General features: G+C 61.9%; 19 protein-coding genes and 2 pseudogenes. 6 read left to right on the top strand and 15 right to left on the bottom strand.

The genetic code is table 11. From position 1 onward, the window contains the following. Nucleotides 1-5 precede the first annotated feature (5 nt). A complete protein-coding gene (gene kdpF, locus BMW49_RS02705; protein ID WP_069516641.1) occupies nt 6-95 on the bottom strand; it encodes a K(+)-transporting ATPase subunit F in 90 nt (29 codons plus the stop codon). A gap of 283 nt (nt 96-378) precedes the next feature. Between kdpF and BMW49_RS02700 the strand changes: the two genes are divergently transcribed. From BMW49_RS02700 to xopAW, 3 genes are all read left to right on the top strand, one after another. Next, nucleotides 379-1,134, top strand: a complete 756-nt coding sequence (locus BMW49_RS02700) for a response regulator (protein ID WP_069516642.1) — start codon at nt 379-381, stop codon at nt 1,132-1,134. Continuing rightward, entirely contained in the window at nt 1,131-2,144 is a 1,014-nt protein-coding gene (locus BMW49_RS02695; RefSeq protein WP_090390823.1) for an ATP-binding protein, read from the top strand. Before BMW49_RS02700 ends, BMW49_RS02695 begins: the two co-directional genes overlap by 4 nt. A gap of 108 nt (nt 2,145-2,252) precedes the next feature. Beyond that, nucleotides 2,253-2,969, top strand: a complete 717-nt coding sequence (xopAW, locus tag BMW49_RS02690) for an EF-hand domain-containing protein (protein WP_069516644.1) — start codon at nt 2,253-2,255, stop codon at nt 2,967-2,969. Nucleotides 2,970-3,015: 46 nt separating this feature from the next. Here the strand turns inward: xopAW and BMW49_RS02685 are convergent, their stop codons facing one another. From BMW49_RS02685 to BMW49_RS02640, 10 genes are all read right to left on the bottom strand, one after another. After that, nucleotides 3,016-4,092, bottom strand: a complete 1,077-nt coding sequence (locus tag BMW49_RS02685; RefSeq protein WP_069516645.1) for an AI-2E family transporter — start codon at nt 4,090-4,092, stop codon at nt 3,016-3,018. A gap of 172 nt (nt 4,093-4,264) precedes the next feature. Further along, complete coding sequence (locus tag BMW49_RS02680; RefSeq protein WP_069516646.1) at nt 4,265-5,077, bottom strand: DUF4892 domain-containing protein; 813 nt, start codon at nt 5,075-5,077, stop codon at nt 4,265-4,267. Further along, a complete protein-coding gene (locus BMW49_RS02675) occupies nt 5,074-5,736 on the bottom strand; it encodes a glutathione S-transferase family protein (RefSeq protein ID WP_069516647.1) in 663 nt (220 codons plus the stop codon). Before BMW49_RS02675 ends, BMW49_RS02680 begins: the two co-directional genes overlap by 4 nt. Before the next feature lie 51 nt (nt 5,737-5,787). Further along, complete coding sequence (locus BMW49_RS02670; RefSeq protein WP_069516648.1) at nt 5,788-6,651, bottom strand: alpha/beta hydrolase; 864 nt, start codon at nt 6,649-6,651, stop codon at nt 5,788-5,790. Beyond that, nucleotides 6,648-7,454, bottom strand: a complete 807-nt coding sequence (locus BMW49_RS02665) for an alpha/beta fold hydrolase (protein ID WP_069516649.1) — start codon at nt 7,452-7,454, stop codon at nt 6,648-6,650. The genes BMW49_RS02670 and BMW49_RS02665 overlap by 4 nt, the downstream gene beginning before the upstream one ends. A gap of 119 nt (nt 7,455-7,573) precedes the next feature. Next, nucleotides 7,574-8,017 (bottom strand): hotdog fold thioesterase, encoded by a 444-nt coding sequence (locus BMW49_RS02660; protein WP_069516943.1) that lies wholly within the window; start codon nt 8,015-8,017, stop codon nt 7,574-7,576. Between the two features lie 14 nt (nt 8,018-8,031). Further along, the gene (locus BMW49_RS02655; RefSeq protein WP_090390840.1) at nt 8,032-9,681 is read right to left on the bottom strand and encodes an AMP-binding protein; all 1,650 of its coding nucleotides are present in this window, start codon (nt 9,679-9,681) and stop codon (nt 8,032-8,034) included. 141 nt (nt 9,682-9,822) lie between these two features. Next, nucleotides 9,823-10,287: a phosphohistidine phosphatase SixA gene (gene sixA / locus BMW49_RS02650; protein ID WP_069516651.1), complete on the bottom strand. Its 465-nt coding sequence runs from the start codon at nt 10,285-10,287 to the stop codon at nt 9,823-9,825. A 10-nt stretch (nt 10,288-10,297) separates the two neighbouring features. Then, complete coding sequence (locus BMW49_RS02645) at nt 10,298-10,645, bottom strand: DUF4389 domain-containing protein (RefSeq protein ID WP_069516652.1); 348 nt, start codon at nt 10,643-10,645, stop codon at nt 10,298-10,300. 23 nt (nt 10,646-10,668) lie between these two features. Beyond that, nucleotides 10,669-11,691: an NAD(P)H-dependent glycerol-3-phosphate dehydrogenase gene (locus BMW49_RS02640; RefSeq protein WP_069516653.1), complete on the bottom strand. Its 1,023-nt coding sequence runs from the start codon at nt 11,689-11,691 to the stop codon at nt 10,669-10,671. Between the two features lie 539 nt (nt 11,692-12,230). Here BMW49_RS02640 and BMW49_RS02635 point away from each other — a divergent pair. The 3 genes from BMW49_RS02635 to fabB all read left to right on the top strand — a co-directional run bounded on the left by BMW49_RS02635 (nt 12,231) and on the right by fabB (nt 16,078). Beyond that, a complete protein-coding gene (locus BMW49_RS02635) occupies nt 12,231-14,129 on the top strand; it encodes a response regulator (protein ID WP_069516654.1) in 1,899 nt (632 codons plus the stop codon). A gap of 203 nt (nt 14,130-14,332) precedes the next feature. Then, complete coding sequence (fabA, locus tag BMW49_RS02630; RefSeq protein ID WP_069516655.1) at nt 14,333-14,848, top strand: 3-hydroxyacyl-[acyl-carrier-protein] dehydratase FabA; 516 nt, start codon at nt 14,333-14,335, stop codon at nt 14,846-14,848. Between the two features lie 12 nt (nt 14,849-14,860). Beyond that, nucleotides 14,861-16,078, top strand: coding sequence for a beta-ketoacyl-ACP synthase I (gene fabB, locus BMW49_RS02625; RefSeq protein WP_069516656.1), 1,218 nt, complete (start codon nt 14,861-14,863; stop codon nt 16,076-16,078). Nucleotides 16,079-16,136: 58 nt separating this feature from the next. On the opposite strand, the gene BMW49_RS25485 is transcribed toward fabB, so the two are convergent. From BMW49_RS25485 to BMW49_RS02610, 4 genes and pseudogenes are all read right to left on the bottom strand, one after another. Next, nucleotides 16,137-17,177 carry a methyl-accepting chemotaxis protein gene (locus BMW49_RS25485; protein ID WP_371850854.1) on the bottom strand — a complete coding sequence of 347 codons (1,041 nt, stop codon included), beginning with the start codon at nt 17,175-17,177 and terminating at the stop codon, nt 16,137-16,139. Nucleotides 17,178-17,225: 48 nt separating this feature from the next. Further along, nucleotides 17,226-17,762 (bottom strand): annotated as a pseudogene (locus BMW49_RS25480) (MCP four helix bundle domain-containing protein); the annotation flags it as partial. A gap of 342 nt (nt 17,763-18,104) precedes the next feature. Beyond that, nucleotides 18,105-18,532, bottom strand: a pseudogene (locus BMW49_RS02615) (DUF3859 domain-containing protein). A 27-nt stretch (nt 18,533-18,559) separates the two neighbouring features. Beyond that, complete coding sequence (locus BMW49_RS02610; protein WP_090390838.1) at nt 18,560-19,573, bottom strand: amidohydrolase family protein; 1,014 nt, start codon at nt 19,571-19,573, stop codon at nt 18,560-18,562. Between the last annotated feature and the right edge of the window lie 159 nt (nt 19,574-19,732).

The following is a 19,732-nucleotide window of genomic DNA, read 5'->3' as shown; positions in this document are numbered from 1 at the left end:
CCCTCCTACGCCTTATCGGCGCGCAGCAGCGCAACCAGCAGATAAATGAAAAGCCCTGCGGCCAGCCCCAGGGACACCCCGTCGAGAATGCTCATGTGTTTGCTCCTTGATGCGGTGGTTACCGCCTGGAGCAAATTGTCCGCAGCAAGGGCGTAAAGGTGCGAGTTGCGGCCAGGCGCCTGGGCATAAAGAAAGTGTAAAAAGTGCAGCCGCGCTGGTTTGTATCAGCGCCGATACAGTGCCGACATGTTGTCGATACGCATGCTGGGCACCATGCACGCTGCGCAGCGCCTGGACATGCCGCAGAAGTGGCACTCGCGACTAAACAGGAACAGGCCCTAGAATGCAGCCCGATCACCTCGCCATGGAGCCCGCCCAGTGGACGCCTTTACTGCACCAGAAGCGCTGCCACGGCCAATCCGTGCCCTGCTCGTGGATGACAACCGCGAACTGCGCGAACTACTGAGTGGTTATCTGACCCGCTTCAACATCAGTAGCGAAGCAGTCGGTGATGGCAGCGGCATGCGCAGGGCCCTGGCGCAGAGCCCGTTCGATGTGGTCATCCTCGATTTGATGCTCCCCGGCGAAGACGGCCTGAGCCTATGTCGCGAATTGCGCAGCCGCTCGGACATCCCGATCCTGATGCTCACCGCACGCTGCGAACCGACCGACCGCATCATCGGCCTGGAGCTGGGCGCCGACGATTACATGGCCAAACCCTTCGAACCACGCGAGCTGGTGGCACGCATCCAGAGCATCTTGCGCCGCGTACGTGATGATCGTGACCCGGCACGCCGCGAGCCTCAGCCGACCTCGCGCACCTGCGTACGCTTCGATAACTGGAGCCTGCACAGTGTATTGCGCCAGTTGCAGGCTCCCGATGGCCTGGTCGTGCCGTTGTCGAATGCCGAGTTCCGCTTGCTCTGGGTCTTTCTCGAACGGCCTCGCCGTGTCCTCAGCCGTGAGCAGTTGCTGGATGCCGCGCGTGGCCGCTCCATCGAGGTCTTCGATCGCAGCATTGACCTGCTGGTCTCACGCTTGCGGCAGAAACTCGGCGACGATCCCAAGGCCCCGCAGCTGATCAAGACCGTACGCGGTGAAGGTTACCTGTTCGACGCCACCGAGATCGCCTGATGCGCCGTATGGACAGCCTTTTTGCCCGCCTGTTTGGCGTCTTTCTGCTGGCTATCCTGCTGGCCCATGCGTTGGCATTTGCCTGGTTTCATTTTTATGGCCATCCGCCGCCTCCACCGCCACCCGAACACCTGCGAGCGCTGGACATGCCCAGGCCACCGCCTTTTGCGGGGCCGCTGGTGGCGCTGATCTTTCAGATACTGGCCCTGAGCGTGGCGGCCTGGTTCGCTGCACGGCTGCTCAGCCGCCCCATTCAACGGCTTTCGGAGGCAGCCGAGCGCCTTAGCGAAGACCTCGACAGCCCGCCCCTGACCGAGACCGGCCCTCGCGAAACGCGCCAGGCAGCCCACGCCTTCAACCTGATGCAGACGCGCGTGCGCCAACAGGTGCAGCAGCGTGCACGCATGCTCGCTGCGGTATCCCACGACCTGCGGACCCCGCTGGCACGCCTGAAATTGCGCCTTGAACAGATCCCCAACGCGATGCTCCGCGCTCGCATGACCCAGGATCTCGACGAAATGATCGGCATGCTCGACGCAACGCTCAGGTACCTGCACCAGCAGCGCAGCAGCGAACCCCTGCAGTGGCTCGACCTGCAAGCACTGGTCGAGTCGCTGGTCGAGGATGCCCAGGATCGCGGCGCGGATGTCTCCGTCATGGGCCATTGCGCGCCCTTGCAGGTACAGCCGTTGGCCCTGCGCTCATGCTTGAGCAATCTGCTGGAAAATGCGCTGCGCTATGCCGGGCATGCCGAAATCACCCTGCATGACGACGCTGAAGTGGTTGAGGTTCGCGTATGCGACCACGGTCGCGGCATCCCCGAGGAGCAGCGCGAAGCCGTTTTCGAAGCGTTCTTTCGCCTTGAAGGCTCACGCAACCGCAATTCCGGCGGTGTGGGCCTGGGCCTGACCATCGCCCGCGAAGCAGCCCGGCGCCAGGGCGGCGATATCCTGCTGGAAGAAACACCAGGCGGTGGCCTGACCGCCATCCTGCGACTGCACCGCCGCTGACAGATTGTATGCAAGCCGATACCAAGACCACACACCCCGCACACATGGCTGCGCGACCCTGCCATCACCGGAATCCCGTCCGGTACGCCCATGACAGGAGATACGCCCATGATCAGTGGTGTCAGCAGTTACTCAAGCTATAGCTACAGCTCGACCCTCGCCACGGCCTCAAGTGCCGGCAGCTGCAGCGGCAACGCAACCAAGGTGCAGGAAAAGCTCTTCAGCCTACTCGACAGCAATGGCGATGGGAGTGTCGCCAAAGACGAACTGAGCAGCGCACTCAGCGCCGCCAAGGAATCTGACAGCAGCCTGACCATCGACATCGATGCCTTGCTCAGTGAGCTGGACGGCAATGCTGACGGCAGTCTGAATCTTGACGAAGTGGCAGCGCTCGCTCCACCACCTCCACCGCCCGGCGGCCCGAGCACCCAGGACATGTTCGCGCAGCTGGATGCCAACCAGGACGGTACGGTCGACCAGGACGAGCTCAATGCCCTGACCGGCAGCACCGACAGCACCGACAGCAGTGAATTGTTGAATGAGCTGGACAGCGATGGCGATGGTGGTCTGAACCTGGAAGAACTTGCCGCTCTTGCGCCCCCGCCACCGCCTGGGCAAGCCTTCGGCGATCTGGAGGCTCTGCTGTCGCAAGACGCGAGCGCTAACAACGAAGCCCTTACCAGCCTGATCGAATCGCTCAGCCAAAGCACGTCGTCGAGCACCCAGGACGCCGATTCTGGCCTCGTTGCAAAGCTGCTGGCTCAGTACCAGAACAGCGCCAGCTACAGCTCGCGCATCGGCAGCCAGCTGAACCTGTCCGCCTGAGCGTCTGCACGGTCAACCTTTAACAGGGTTGGCCGTACTGGTCTGCTCAGTGCGGCTTCACTTCCGACGACTCACTGACCGCCTGGGCAGCAGATGGCTTTCCCGCCACCCAATCACTGAGCAGGCTGTAAGCCACTGCGAGCAACGTGGGGCCGAGAAACAAGCCCATGAAGCCAAAGGCCAGAATGCCGCCAAATACCCCCAGCAGCACCACCACCAGCGGCAGGTTGCCACCCCGGCTGATCAGGTAGGGTTTGAGAATATTGTCCACGCCGCTGATGATGAAAAAGCCCCAGACCCCGAGAAACACCGCCATGCCGATCTCGCCCTGCCAGACCAGCCAGGCGACCGCAGGGCCCCAGACCAGTGGCGGGATCATGATCAGGCTGAAACCGAAGGTCAGCAGGCCCAAGCCCAGCGCACCCGGCACACCGGCGATAGTAAAACCGATCCAGGCCAGGATGGCTTGCGCCGCCGCAGTGCCGATCACACCGTTGACCACCCGCTGCACAGTACCGGCAACCAGATCCAGATAGTGCTCGGCACGCTCGCCGATCAGGCGCTCCAGCAGGCTCTTGGCAAACGCTGCCAGGCGGGCGCCATCGCGGTAGAAGAAAAACACCAGAATCAGGCTCAGGGCCAGCTCCAGCATGCCGCCACCGATCTGCGCGCTGCGGGCGAGCAACCAGTTGCCCAGTTGCCCCAGGTACGGCCGCACACTGTCAAAGAACGCCGCGCCCTGCTGGTCGATGGTCTGCCAGATGCCGAGCAGGCGCTCGCCAACCAGCGGAATACCGACCAGCCAGCTCGGCGCCGGCGGCAGGCCTTCAACCTGGAAACCTTTGATCAAGGTCGTGATATCACGGATATGGTCAGCCAGATTGAACCCCAGCATAACCAGCGGCACCGCTACCAACCCGGTCCAACCCAGGGTCAGCAGGCCCGCAGCGAGGGACTGGCGGCCGCGCAGCAAACGCGTGAGATGGCGCATCAGCGGCCAACTGGCAAAGGACAGCACCGCGGCCCAGAACAGCGCCGACCAGAACGGCGCCAACACCCACAGGCTGGCGCCCAGCAACCCGAGCAGCAGGATCTGCACCAGCAAACGATCGTTATTGAGCAATGCACAGGCTCCACGGCAGGAAAACACCGGAGCGCGATCCCGCTCGAGCCGCACGCTACAGCGCACATAGGTTCAAGCGGGCTTCCAAGCCCCGATTCAGCGCGCAAGCATGCCTGGGTCGCATTGGCCAGAGCAAGCAGAGCAGCGCCCAGGCATCGCAGCGCAGAGGGTTTTAGCGCAGGACCTCGATACGCAGCCCCTCGCTTGCTACATCACCTAGCTCCAGGCGTGCGCTCCTGACACGCTGGGCGACCAACGCCTCGCGCCAGACCTCGGCGTGGGCGCCACCCAGGCTGACCCGCAAGGTGCTGTCCTGGTTCAGGCTGCGCGCCAACAGTGGCAACCACTCCTCGTCTGGCGCCTGTAGCTCGGGAAGCTGCAGCGCCCCGCTGCTCTTGAGCTGGCGTAACAACGTGGCCGGCGTGGGCAGCACCGCCTGCAGCGGGCTGCTGGCTTCGAGTAGCTCGGCATGCAGGTAGGCACGGCGGTTACCGCGCGTGATGCTGTAGAGCGCCAGCAGACTGTCCGCATGGGGCTCGGCCAGACGTGCCAACAGATACGTCTGCTGGTCGTCCGAACCATACAGAATCGACTGGTTGAACACGGCATTGGCCCACAGGCTGCTGGCTCCGCATTCGCGGCCCTGGCACCAGTAGAGCAGTTTGGCGTTCTGTGCCTGCAAGGCTTCACGAGCACTGGTGAACACCTCGTTGGCGCTATGGGTGCCCGGCAGTTCATAGGTCACAGCCGTCAGCGCGCCCTGGGCCTGCACCTCGCGCTCATAGCGCAGCCGACCACTGATGCGGCGGATGGCACCTTGGGGGTAGATCGCCTCCTGCTCAGCGGCTTCCTTGAACACCACGATCTCACTGCCGGGAAACCGCGGCAGCATTGGCAAATCACGACTGCCCGGCACATCCGCCAGAGCCACCGCACTACCCAGCAAACTGGTTGCCAGCAATACACCTCGGATAGCGGCGCTCATCGGGTCAACATCGACTGGGCAGTTTTCACCGCCTTGTCGCCATCGCTTTCACGCACGGGTACCAGCAGGCCACGCTGTACCGCAGGACGTGCGTCCAGCGCGGCCATCCAGCGTTGCAGCTTGCTCAGCCCTTCAACCGAGACACCGGACCATTCGTGAATGCGGACCCAGGGGTAGGTCGCAATGTCGGCGATGCTGTAGTCGCCAGCGAGGAACTCGGCTTCGCCCAGGCGTGTGTCGAGCACCTGGTAGAGGCGCCGGGTTTCATTCTGGTAACGGTCGATGGCGCCCTGCAGCTTCTCCGGAAAATAGCGGAAGAACACATTGGCCTGGCCCTGCATCGGGCCGACGCCGCCCATCTGGAACATCAACCACTGCATGACGGTGGAACGGCCATTGCGGTCCTGCGGGATAAGCTGGCCAGTCAGTTCGGCCAGATACAGCAGAATGGCGCCGGACTCGAAAACGGCAAAATCCCCATTGTTACGGTCGACGATGGCGGGAATCCGGCCATTGGGGTTGATCTTGAGGAACGCGGGGGTTTTCTGTTCCTGCTTGTCGAAGCTCAGGGCGTGCACGGTGTAAGGCAGTTGCAGCTCTTCCAGGGCAATGGACACCTTGTGTCCGTTTGGGGTGGCGGCAGTGTAAAGGTCGATCATGCGATTCTCCGTTGCAATGCCTGGCACCTTTCCCCACTTGCCTTTGGCAAGTCAAGGCGCGAGCAGGAAAGCTTTGAAACAGTCTGCTACCAGTTCCGCGCCCGGCTCGTCATCCAGATGCAGATGATGGCCACCAGGGCGGGTCATCACCTCGATCGGGCTGCCTTCCAGCAAGCGAGTCAATTCTGCCTGGTTGGCCAGCATGCCCTGCTCGGCCAGTACCAGGCGAGTTGGGCAACTTAGCCGACGGACAAAAGCCTCGGCGTGGGCACGGGTCAGGCGCAACGGCGACGGCAGCGTCAAGCGACTGTCTGTGCGCCAGGTGTAGCCGCCTGGCACCGGCATCAGGCCGCGCTGGGCGAGGTATTCGGCCGCCTCACGACTTACCGCGCCAACGCCGCGCATGCGTGCCTCCACAGCCCGCTCGAATTGGCCATAGACCGGTTTGCGCTTGGCCGCCAGGGCCATCTGCGCGAGCAGCGCTTCACCAAGCTTTTGCGGCGCACCCTCGGCTTCGCCGGTGTAGGGCATTACCCCGTCGATCAGCGCGAGGCGCTCGATCCGCTCGGGCAAGGCGCCAGCCAACAACACCGAAACGATGGCGCCCATGGAGTGCCCGAGCAGGGAAAACCGCGCCCAGCCAAATTGCTCGGCGACCTGCAGTACATCGTGCACGTAGTCCCAGATCGCGTAGCTGGCACCGGCCGGCCGGTGGTCGGAGTGGCCATGCCCGGCCAGGTCCAGCGCGACTATGCGCACACCTTCAAGCTTGGGGGCCAGGCGCGCGAAGCTGGCGGCGTTATCCAGCCAGCCATGCAGTGCAAGGACCGGGCGACCGTCCTCGGGTCCGTACAGATGGGCTGCCAGTTCGATATGCGGCAAGCGCAGGCGGACTTCCTCGAATGCCAGGCTCATGCTCGCGCCTCCTCAATGGGCCGATCCCAGCGTTGCAACGTGCGGATCAGCAAATCAGCGGTGGCCTGCGGCCGTTCCAGGGGAAACATATGCCCACCCGGCAGGGTCAGGGTTTCGCCGCGCCCCATATAGCGCACCAACCGGGCATGATGGGGCAACACCACGCGGCTATGCCGCCCACGCACCATCGCCAGCGGCACCCGCAGCTGCTGCGGACGGCCAGGCGCGGCGTGGGGCACACTGCGGTAGATACCAATCTCGGTCGCCGGATCGAATGCCAACCGCAGCTGGCCTCCCTGCTGCTGCAGGCCATGCTGTACGTAGGCATCAAGGCATTCAGGGTCGAAACGCTGGAACAGCGGCTTGCGGGCGAAGTAATCACGGGCTTCGGCCTGGTCGACAAAGGCTTCACGGCGACCCAGGGTGCGCCCGGCTGGGGTGATCCGATCAATCAAGCCAAAACGTTTAGCCGCGCGGATGACCCATTGATCGAGCCGGGTCAGAATCGGCGAATCGAGCATCACCACGCCCCGGTAGCAACTCGGCTCACGCAGCGCAGCGTGGTAGTGCAACAACCCGCCGAGTGAGTGGCCGACACCCCAGACCGGCTCAGGCAAGGCACGCAGGTGATGCAACAGTTCATCAACCAGGTTGCTCCAGTTGTCATTCACCGGAAAACGCGGGTCATGGCCATGCTGTACCAGGTGCTGAACCTGGTAATGCGGCGCCAGGGCGGCGAACAGCTTGCCGTAGGTGGCAGACGGAAAGCCGTTGGCATGGGCAAAGAAAATCGTTTGGGACATGACAGGCTCAGTACGCGGTAACAGTGCCCGGATTGTCGACCACCGCCCTGTCCCAGGCAACGACTGTAACGGCCAGTGATGACGGCGCTATGGCCAGGCTCGGGGTGCCAGATGAGGCCTCAGCGACCCGGTGGCTGCTCGCCCAGCGGCACGATGGCCATGGTCAGCCGCGAGATGCAGCTTGCCTTGCCATCCTCCCCCGTCAGGCGAATGTCCCAGACATGGGTGGTACGCCCCAGGTGGACCGGCCGCGCGACGGCCGTGACCCGACCGCTGCGCAGCCCGCGCAGGTGATTGGCGTTCACCTCCAGGCCCACGCAGTAGTAACGCGCCGTATCTATGCACAGATAGCTGGCGGTGGAACCCAGGGTTTCCGCCAGCACCACAGACGCCCCACCGTGCAACAGACCATACGGCTGATGAGTGCGCGCATCGACAACCATACTGGCACTGATCGAAGCCTCATCGAAGGCCTCGAAGCGGATATCCAGCTGCTCGCCAATGGTGTTTTTCAAGGTGCCATTGAGCTGGTCAAGATCAGGCACTTGCCGCCATAGGCTCATCTCGTTTACAGGCTTCATGGGCGAGTCGTCTCATGCCAGAGCACCGCTTCGCCGCGCGCGACCCAGCCGGCGAAATGCTCGCCATAGGCGCCCTCCACGACAGTACGCTTGATTTTCAGGGTGGGGGTGAGAAAGCCATTGTCAACCGCCCAGACATCTCCAACCAGGATCAGCCCAGTGAGCCGTTCGTGTTTGTCGAGCTCTGCATTGACAGCGCTGAGCAGCGTCTTGAGGCTGCTCTCCAGCTCAGCTCGCCGCCCTGCCTCTGCCTCGCTGCGCCCGACCTCGGAAAGCACGCAAAGCGCCAGCGGCTGGGCCAGGCCATCGCCGATCACACAGACCTGCTCGATCCGCGGGTGCACCGCCAGACGGTTCTCGATGGGTGCAGGCGCCACATACTTGCCCTTGCTGGTCTTGAAGATTTCCTTGATCCGCCCGGTCAGGCGCAGGTTACCCTCGGCGTCCTGCTCGCCCTTGTCGCCGGTACGCAGGTAGCCGTCTTCCGTCAGAGTTTCAGCGGTCTTCAGCGGGTCCTTGTAGTAGCCGCGCATGGTCGCTCCGCTGCGCACCTGCACCTCACCATCCTCGGCGATGCGTACCTCGACACCCGGGCTGTTCTGGCCAATCCAGCCCAGTTTGAATTTGCCCGGCCGGCAGACATGGGAGTAACCGCAGTTCTCGGTCATGCCGTAGACCTCGAGCACATCCAGGCCCAGGCGCTTGTACCAATTGAGCAGCGCCTCAGGTACCGGTGCGGCGCCGGACAGCGCATAGCGCACAGCATCCAGGCCCAGGCCGGCGAGGACCTTGCGGCCGACGAAGCGCCCCAGCAGCGGGATGCGCAAGAGGCGCTCGAGTTTTTCGGCCGGCATCTTGCTGTACACGCCCATCTGGAACTTGGTCCAGATTCGCGGCACCCCGAAGATCACCGTCGGTCTAGCTCGCTTGAGGTCTTCGAGGAAGGTTTCCAGGCTCTCGGCGAAGAACACGGTCTGGCCGCCATACAGCGACGCCATCTCGACGAACATGCGCTCGGCGACGTGGCACAACGGCAGATAGGACAACACCCGATCCTGCTCGCTTACGCCGAATAGCTCAGTGGCATGGCTGGCGGCGAAGCCGAAATTGGCGAAGGGGTGCATCACACCCTTGGGTGTTCCGGTAGTCCCGGAGGTGTAGATGATGGTCGCCAACTGCTCGCCTGCAGGGCTGGGCCTGTCCTCGATCGGCGCCATGGCCTGCAGTTCGTCCCACAGATAACTGAAGGTACCCGCTGGGCGCAGGGGCAGGCCGATGGTCGGGATCGACTCGGGCACACCGGGCGCCATCGCCGGCCAGTCATCGAGCTTGCCGATAAATACCCGCTCGACCTCGGCATGCTCGAGCACCTGGCGTACCGAGTCGGCGGTGAGATTGGGGTACAACGGCACCGATACATGCCCCGCCATCCAGATCGCCAGGTCGCTGATGATCCAGTGTGCGCAGTTCTTCGAGATGATCGCGATGCGGCTGCCTGGCGGCAGTTGCTGATGGCGCAGCCAGTTGGCGGCGCGGCGGGCCTGGTCACCGACCTCGGCCCAGCTCAGCTGCAGAAGCTGCCCACCGGGCAGGGGTTGAACCATGTAGGTTTTAGTAGGGTGACGGGTTTCACGCGCAAAAAACATATCCAGCGGCAGTTCGTAAGCGTCGGCCACGGGGGTTCCTCCTTTATTGTTTTTGTGGAGCCAACCAAGCAATTGCTTGGTTGACTATTCCACGCACAACAACGGGTCGCAAGAGGAGAAATGTTTCGGTGTGTAGTCGCGTTAATCCAGCGCGGGATGCTGCAGGCTGTGCATCGTCATGCAGCCAGCCGCCAACAGGTCGCCGTCGAGTGCGGCGAGGCTGGCTGTATACATCGGCACGGGCTGCTGCCTGTGCCCGTCGACCAACAGCCCGGCCAATGCGCCCACCAAAGGCTGGTGGGTCACAAGCAGCACGCTGCCCTGATCGAAGCGGTCAAGCTGCAGCAGTACTTCACGCAATTCACTGTCCGGGGTCAGCCAGGGCACCGTATGCCAGGCGCCGCGAAAGCCGATAGCATCGCGCACCAATTGCGCAGTCTGCTGCGCGCGCACATAGGGGCTGACCAACAGGGTTTGCGGTGGCTGCTCACGCAGGTGCTCGGCCGCGCGCAACGCCTGCGCACGGCCATGGGCCGTCAGCGGGCGTTCGGCGTCTGTGCGGGCCTGGGGTTCAGCTTCGCCATGGCGTAACAGCCACAGCCTCATCACCCAGCCCTCACAGCTTGGGCTCTTCATCCCGCACGGGATGAGGCGCTGGGGGGATGCTATGGGCCACCTCGCCGTCCGGCGTGCGCGGTGTTGGCCAATCCTGGAATGGCCAGGGTTTCTCATCGCTGTTGAAGGTGCCAAAGCGGCCAATTTGCGCCAGGTACTGGCTAAGGCTGTCACCAAAGCCAAGCAAGCTTGCGTTGGGAGCGCTGTAAATGATCCGGTAGCCCAGCTGCAGCAGGACTACGCCGGCCAGGACCAACTCAGCCAGTTGCCAGACCAGCGCAAACAGCACCATCCAGAGAATACGCAGCACGATGGATTCGCGCTCCAGCGTCTTGTGGGGATCAGTCATGGGCAAGCTCCTGCAAGACCGGTTCAGAAACCGGTGGGTGAGATGAAGTCGACATCGGTTTTTGGCTCTGCGCTCATCAGTGCCGCGATCACCTGATCCAGCGTGCGACCGCCAAACAGAATGGCATACAGACCGCTGACCAGCGGCATATAAATGCCCATCTCCTCGGACTTGGCTTTGAGTACGCGGATGGTATTGACGCCCTCGGCCACTTCACCGAGGCGCGCCACGGCATCGTCCAACGAAAGCCCCTCGCCGAGGGCAAAACCCACTTGATAGTTACGGCTCTTGGGTGACGAGCAGGTGACAATCAGGTCGCCTACGCCTGCCAGGCCAAGGAAGGTCATCGGGTTAGCACCCAGTTGCACGGCAAAACGGGTCATTTCTGCCAGGGCGCGGGTGATCAGCATGCTCCGAGTGTTCTCGCCCATGCCCAAAGCTGCAGCCATCCCCGCGATGATCGCGTAGACGTTCTTCAAAGCCCCACCCAGCTCGACGCCAAAGCGATCGGCACTGGCGTACACCCGGAACGTCGGTCCATGCAGTACGGCCTGAACCTGCAGGCACAGGGCTTCGTCTTCGCTGGCCACCACGGTGGCAGTCAGTGCGCCGGCAGCCACCTCCTTGGCCAGGTTAGGGCCGGATAACACACCAATACGCGCCTGGGGCGCTATTTCCTCAAGGATCTGGCTCATCAGCTTGAAGCTCTGCGCCTCGATCCCCTTGGTCGTGCTCACCAGCAACTTGCCCGCCAGCTCTGCGCTGTGCGGCTGCAAGACTTGACGCAAGGCGCTGGATGGCAGGGCGACAAAGATCAACTGGCAGGCGTTCAGCACAGCACCCAGGTCAGTCAGCGGTTCGACAGCAGAGTGAATGTCGACACCTTTGAGGTAGCGCGGATTCTGCCGTGTGGTACGGATGGCCTCGGCCTGGATAGGATCACGCATCCAGTGCAAGACACGCTGATCGTTATTGGCCAGCAGGTTGGCGATCACGGTGCCGAAGCTGCCGCCGCCCAACACGGCAATAGGGAGCTGCTCAGTCATAGGAAATCCGTTTGGAGCCATACGCGATGGCGAAATTGGGCATTATACGGGGCCATAGTAGGGTCTGTGGTCGTTTCGTCGCGAGCCGCGTTGCCGCGAAAAATCTCGCCAGGCTAGGCGGAGGACGCAGGTAATGGTTGTTCCCTTGCCAAGTCCTCCAACAACGCATGGCGAGATTTTGCGCGCAACCCGTAGGGCCGGGCCCGTTTTAGCGCGATGCTGCGTTTCTCGATGGCTCATTTAGCCGGCTAAACTTCGCATCTCGTGCCTTGCCTCGCGCTAAAACTGGCTCCGGCGCGGCCGCGAACGAAGCGACAACAGACCCTAGCCTACCAGCACTGTGCGACCGTGCAGGCTTGCGGCGGCGTGCACATTTGCGGCAATTACCCCCCGGCCCCGCTGCCAAAGCCAGGCTGCTCGGTTAACATGCCTCTCTTCAAACGCGAACAAGGCCGTTGCGTGATCAACCACTTATCCGCCGCCCGCAGCCCGCTACCCGCTTCACTCATCAGTGCGCACATGCCCTACGGTGACTGCGTATGAAGTGGGGTCGCAGCTGGAACATCCATACCCGCACCCAGTTGATCAGCGTCGGCCCGGCCCTGCTCATGACGCTGCTGCTCACCGGCTTTTTCACGTTTGTGCGGCTGCAGGACCTGCATCAGGAACTCAATGACAACGGCCAACTGATCGCCAGCCAGCTGGCGCCGGCCAGCGAGTACGGCGTGATTACCGGCAACCTGAAGGTGCTCGACAGCCTGCTGCAGGCGACACTCAAGACCCCTCATGTGCGCTTTCTCGAAGTACGGGATCGTAACGACGAGATTCTGGTTTATGTCGAGCAAGCAAAAACCCTGCAAAGTGGCGCCGATGTAGCGGTCTACCACGCCCCCATCCACCTGCTGCAGGTCGAGTCCGCGCAGGCAGGTCGTGCTGATAACGTCTATCTGGGGCGAGTCGTCGTCGGCATGTCGACCGAAGCCCTGAATGCACGCCAACAACGCATCCTGCTGAAAGCCACGGGCCTGGCCTTATTGGCCCTGCTGCTGACCTTCCTGCTGGCACGCCGCCTTGCCCGCCACCTCTCGCAGCCACTGAGTGCCATGAGCGATGCTGTAGTGGCTATTGAGGGCGGCAACTACCGCACTCGCCTGCCCGAGCTCGGCGACAGCGAACTGGGCGCGCTGGCACGCCACATCAACAGCCTGGCCAATGGCCTGGCGCACGCCAGCCAGCAACAGCAGCATGCCATGTCCCTGCTGATCAAGGCCCGCGAAGAGTCGGAACAGGCCAACCGCGCCAAGTCGGACTTTCTGGCCATGATGAGTCATGAGCTGCGCACGCCCATGAACGGCGTACTGGGCATGCTGCAATTGCTCGAAACCACCGAAATGACTCAGGAGCAGGCCGAGTACGCCGCCCTGGCCAGCGAATCCACCGAGCACCTACTCAAGGTCATCAACGATATTCTCGACTTCTCGCGTATAGAGCGAGGGGCGCTGGAGCTCGAACGTATTGCCTTCAACCTGGCCGAGCTGGTCCAGAGTTCGGCGCTGGTCTTCCAGCACAGTGCTCAGCAGCGTGCACTAAGCCTGGAGGTGGACCTGCAGCCGGGCCTGGAACTGGTCGAGGTACAGGGCGATCCGACACGTATCCGGCAAATACTGGTAAACCTGATTGGTAACGCCCTGAAGTTCACCGAAACCGGCGGTATTCGCCTGGAAACCCGCTGGCAGGCACTGGATGAGGACGTACTCTGGTTTACCTGCGCGGTCCGCGACAGCGGCATCGGTATCAGCCCTGAACGCCTGGAACACATGTTCGATGCCTTCCAGCAGGCCGACAACTCGATCTCCCGGCGCTATGGCGGCACCGGCCTCGGCCTGCCGATCGCCCGCACCCTGGCCGAACGCATGGGCGGCACCCTGGTTGCGGAAAGCGAAGAAGGCCGTGGCTCGATCTTTACCCTAGAAATACCCCTGCCCTTCAGCCGTCAGCCCAAAGCAACTGCGCTCAACAGCTGCGACGAAGGCAAAAACGGTCAGGGTCAGCATGTGTTGCTGGTGGAAGACAACCCGGTCAATCAGACCGTTATCGAAGCCATGCTGCGCAGCCTCGGCTACCAGGTCAGCCTGGTTGGGGACGGCGCCCAGGCCGTGCACCTCGTCAGCCAGCAACCGTTCGATGCGGTACTCATGGACTGCCGCTTGCCGGTTATGGACGGTTATCAGGCCACCCGACAAATCCGTCAGCAGCCGGGCTGGGCGCAGACGCCGATCATTGCCTTAACCGCCAACGCCCTGCAGGGTGACCGTGAAGCGTGCCTTGACGCTGGAATGAACGATTACCTGGCTAAACCCTTCAAACGCGTAGACCTGCAACGCGTGCTGCAGCGCTGGTTGCCGCCTCGACCATCGACGGGTGGTCAAGCGCAGTGAAATGCGGCAGGCTTGACGGTTATAAGCCAGTAGGCGGTGTGGTGTGACAGTGCGCCAAGAGCGGAGTACAACTGTACTCACGCCGCTGTGACTTTCATTACAACGCAACAGTCTATGACTAGGCTGCTGGCATGCGCACTCGGTTGCGCTGCCGGCCAGGACGATTGCCCAGCCGTGGTGCGTGGGATTATTGAGGAGCTCGCATGACCAAACAAAACGCCTTCACCCAGGAAGATCTGTTGCGCTGCAGCCGCGGCGAACTGTTCGGCCCGGGTAACGCGCAACTGCCCGCACCGAACATGCTGATGATCGATCGCATCACTCATATCAGCGATGTCGGCGGCAAGTACGGCAAAGGTGAAATCGTCGCCGAGCTCGATATCAACCCGGACCTGTGGTTCTTCGCCTGCCATTTTGAAGGCGACCCGGTCATGCCTGGCTGCCTGGGCCTGGATGCCATGTGGCAACTGGTCGGCTTCTTTCTGGGCTGGCAAGGCAACCCGGGCCGCGGCCGCGCCCTGGGTTCGGGTGACGTGAAGTTCTTTGGCCAGGTCCTGCCGACCGCCAAGAAGGTCACCTACAACATTCAGATCAAGCGCACCATCACCCGCTCGCTGATTCTGGCCATTGCCGATGGCACGGTCAGCGTCGACGGCCGCGAGATCTACAGCGCCGAAGGCCTGCGGGTCGGCCTGTTCACCTCTACCGACAGTTTCTAAAGGACTCTCTCCATGCGTCGCGTCGTGATTACCGGTCTGGGCATCGTTTCCTGCCTGGGCAATGACAAAGAAACCGTGTCCGCCAACCTGCGTGCTGGCCGTCCCGGTATCCGCTTCAACCCGGAATACGCCGAGATGGGCCTGCGCAGCCATGTGTCAGGCTCCGTCGACCTGGATCTGGAAGCCCTGATCGACCGCAAGCTGTTCCGCTTCATGGGCGACGCTGCGGCTTACGCCTACCTGGCGATGGAACAGGCGATCAAGGATTCCGGCCTGAGCGAAGAGCAGGTTTCCAACCCGCGTACCGGCCTGATCGCCGGCTCGGGTGGTGCCTCCACGGTCAACCAGATGGAAGCCATCGACACCCTGCGCGAAAAAGGCGTCAAGCGCATCGGCCCATACCGCGTGACCCGCACCATGGGCAGCACCGTATCGGCCTGCCTGGCGACCCCTTTCAAAATCAAGGGCGTCAACTTCTCCATCTCCTCGGCTTGCGCCACCAGCGCTCATTGCATCGGCCAGGCCATGGAGCAGATCCAGCTGGGCAAGCAGGATGTGGTCTTCGCCGGCGGCGGTGAAGAGGAGCACTGGAGCCAGAGCTGCCTGTTCGATGCCATGGGCGCCCTGTCCACCGAATACAACGCCACGCCCGAGAAAGCCTCGCGCGCCTACGACGCCAAGCGTGACGGTTTCGTCATCGCTGGCGGTGGCGGCATGGTGGTGGTCGAAGAGCTGGAGCACGCCCTGGCTCGCGGCGCCAAGATCTACGCCGAAATCGTTGGCTATGGCGCCACCTCCGATGGCTACGACATGGTCGCCCCGAGTGGCGAAGGCGCGATCCGCTGCATGCAGCAAGCGCTGTCCACCGTCGACACGCCAATCGACTACCTGAACACCCACGGCACCTCGACGCCGGTTGGCGACGTAGCGGAGATTCGTGGCGTACGTGCGGTATTCGGCGACAAGGCGCCGCCGATCAGCTCGACCAAGAGCCTGTCCGGCCATAGCCTGGGCGCCGCCGGGGTACATGAAGCGATCTACTGCCTGCTGATGATGCAAGGTAACTTCATCACCGCCTCGGCCAACATCGACGAATTGGACCCGGAAGTGGCTGACCTGCCGATCCTGCGTGAAACCCGCGAGAACGCCAAGCTGGACACCGTCATGTCCAACAGCTTCGGCTTCGGCGGCACCAACGCCACACTGGTACTCAAGCGCTACCAGGCCTGAGTATCACTGCATTGAAAACGGCGCCTCAGGGCGCCGTTTTCATATCTGCGAAGTGCAGCTAGACCTTAAAACGAGCAATCAAGCCATTGAGGTCGATGGCCAGACGCGACAGCTCCTGGCTAGCCGCACTGGTCTGGTTCGCCCCCGCCGAGCTCTGCAGCGACAGATCACGGATATTCACCAAGTTGCGGTCCACTTCCCGCGCCACCTGGGCCTGCTCTTCGGAGGCACTGGCAATCACCAGGTTGCGCTCATTGATCTCGGAAATCGCCAGGGCAATTTGATCCAGCGCCTCGCCCGCCGCCTTCGCCACATCCAAGGTGGTGCGGGCTCGTGAATTGCTGTTCTGCATCGCGCTAACGGCATGATCGGTGCCCTGCTGGATACCGCCGATCATTTGCTCGATTTCCTGGGTCGATTGTTGCGTGCGATGGGCCAGCGCCCGTACCTCGTCCGCCACCACGGCAAACCCGCGCCCGGCATCGCCCGCCCGCGCTGCCTCAATTGCCGCGTTGAGCGCCAGCAAGTTGGTCTGCTCGGCAATCGAACGAATCACGTCCAGTACCTTGCTGATGCCACGCACCTTGTCAGCCAGCAGCTCGACCTGCCCCGCCGTATCGGTAACGTCGTCAGCCAGGTGACTGATCGAGTCTACCGTCTGGCGAACCTGCTCGCGGCCATGCTGGGTGGTGCGATCCGAAGTGCGCGAAGCTTCGGACGTGTTGACTGCATTGCGCGCCACCTCTTCCACGGCCGTGGTCATTTCATTGACCGCAGTGGCCGCCTGCTCGATCTCGTTGTTCTGCTGGTGCAGGCCACGGGTTGAGTCCTCGGTAACGGCATGCAGCTCTTCCGAGGCCGACGCCAGTTGGTTGGAGGAGTCCGCAATGCTCTGGATGGTGGCGCGCAGGCTCTGCTGCATACCCTTCAGGGCACTCAACAGACGTGCAGGCTCATCACTGCCCTGCACAACGATAGACTGAGTCAGGTCGCCACTGGCAACCGTCTCGGCTACGTGCAAGGCCTCGCTCAGCGGGCTGACGATGCTGCGCGTAAGCAGCATGGCCAGCAGAACAGTCGCGATAGCCGCCGCAACCATGGCAACGATTACCCAGAGACGGGCCGTGCTGAAAATTTCAGCCGACTGCTCGGCCGACTGACTGGCCAACTCGCGGTTGTAGGTATTGATTTCGTTCAACACCGCAGCCAACTGATCAGCATGCTTGGCGTAGTCACCATTGATCACCGCCCGCGCTTCATCCAAACGATTTTGCTTGGAGAGCTCAACAATATTTGCCTGCCCTGCCAGGTACTGACGCTCGAGCTGCTGATAGCGCCCATACTGCTCGCGGTCTTCGTCACTGCTCAGTAATGCCTCGTAGTCACTGTTGGCCTTGGCCAGTGCCGTACGTAGCTCTTGCGAGCGATTTTCACTGACGCTTACCACCTCGGGCTCACGGTTGAGCAGTAAACGCAAGGTGATGGCGCGCAAACGCATTACCGTCAGGCCCATTTCGCCTGCGCTCAGAATACTGGGCAAAACGTCGTCATCGACCTTCTCCGCTTCGGCCCGGATATTGGTCATCTGCGCCAGCGAGAAAGCGCCTAACAAAATGACCATCAGGGCCACTATGGCGAAGCCGAGGCCGGCTCTGGGTGCGATATTCAGGTTTCTCAGGGTCATCTTGTTTCATCCTTGGCTACTATTTGACGGGTATTGAGGCGGCGAAAATGCTGGACGAGCGAAGAGGCACGACCCAAGGCCTGCTTATCGGACGTTGTTGGACAAATCTTGATAGATTGGTCTGATAAATAACCCTAGCTGTAGTCCGTAGTAGTGCAAGTGCCCGGTAAAGCGCACAAAAAAAGGCGCCCGCAGGCGCCTTGATCTGAAGCTATGTCGTGAAACCAAAATCGAGAACAGGTTTTTAGTCTATGCCAAGGCGCAGCCCATGAGCCCTGCGTTCACCGCGCCACCTGCCGAGCAGTACATATTTCATATCGCTTAGCGCACGATGAAGCGTTGTTAAACAATTTTCCGATCGCTCTGGAAAACCATCAGATGCCACTCACCGGGTACGACCTCATGGGCTCGCTGCACTCCAACGCCATGGTTTCCTGGGCGGTGTTAGCGACCAGCGCCTGGGTCACCACAAACTTGTCATGGCGCACGCCTGCGGGGGCCAGAAACAGCAGGGTCAAGGGCGTTTCGCCCGCTGCATTGCCCCTGAGGCTGTAACGCATGCCGACTTTGCTGCCGAGGCGTGCCGGCACCTCGGTGACGCGCTCAATCGGCTGGTTACGCTGGGTCAATACGCGCTCGCCGGGCGTGAAATCCTTTTAGGTGCTGACAAACAATCCGTACTCGACCTCGCCATCGAGCGTCACTTGAGACTGGACCAAGCTACTGCCGAGCATCAGGGCAACCAGCGGTGCACTGTTTTTGTTGAACATGTCCATGACAAGCCAATCACAGCTGCCTCAGGGTGCTGTGCGGGTCTTGAGCTCGGCCTGCACGGTACGCGGTAGTACAGCGAGAAAGTTGTCCCGAGCTACCTGCTTCGCCACTTTTTCCGGTAGGGCGTCGAGGAATGGCGCAAAGCCATGCATGTACTCACCCATGCTGTCGAAGCGACCGACCACATCGGAGCCGAGCATAAAGCGCGCCGGGTAGCTGCTGACGAGGTGGACCCAGGCAGGATCAGGTTTGCCGTCAGCATCCAGCAAATAAGGCCGCAGCATGGTCCAGGACAAATCGATATACAGGTTGGGATAGGTTTCCAGCATGCGCTCGAGGTTCGATAGCAGGAAGTCGAGTTTTTCCTGGTGTCGATGAATCTCCATGCTGGTACCGGCATGGGCCCAGATAAAGCGCACATGCGGGTGGTTGCGCAACGGGTCTTCGATCTCCTGCAGATACAGCGGATTACGCTCGCGCTTGGAGGTGATATTGGAATGCACCATCACCGGCAGGTCGTACTCGGCCGCCAGGTGATAGACCCGCGCCAACGCCTCATTGTTGGCACGCGGGGCATCGCCATGAATCAACGCAGTCAAGTCATCATGGCGGGTAAATACTTCGCCAATGCCCTGCCAGAGACCAGGATCGAGTTCGAGCATGCGCCGGATATGCGCATCGGCATTCTTGTCGTTCGGGTTAAAACCCGACAGGAACGGATGAAAGCGATGCCGCTGTTCGGCGGGCACCTGTTTATAGGCGTGGGCAATCAGGGTATCGGTGGCGCTGTACCAATAGGCATTGGCGTCGTCCCCGGCGTAGTAGCGGGGACGCTTGGGTTCGTTCTCGTCCCACTTCTTGGCCACGGGAATTCCAGAGAACATCACATGGTCGACACCGGCCGCATCCATGCGCTTGAGCAGCACATCCATCCCGGCACTTTCCTGGAAGAAATCGACGTAGTGCAGGTGCGCATCGCTATACCGGTAGTCTCGCGCCTGCGCTTGCAGCACGCATAGCCCGATTGCTGCAGCCATCACCAAACCAGGTACACGCACAGGCACTACTCCAAGAGAACGAATGAGCAGCATAGACCGCTCGTCGCCAAACGAGTTCGAGCGTTTTTGGTGCGCCCTGCCGGCGCCAGTGCCAATCGGCCTGGCAGCGCGAGCATGTCATAGGCTAGGCTGCTGACC

The sequence above is a fragment of the Pseudomonas cuatrocienegasensis genome, from assembly GCF_900110925.1.
Lineage (GTDB): Bacteria > Pseudomonadota > Gammaproteobacteria > Pseudomonadales > Pseudomonadaceae > Aquipseudomonas > Aquipseudomonas cuatrocienegasensis.
The sequence above is the reverse complement of the archived record's forward strand: the minus strand, read 5'-3'. Positions and strand labels throughout refer to the sequence as shown.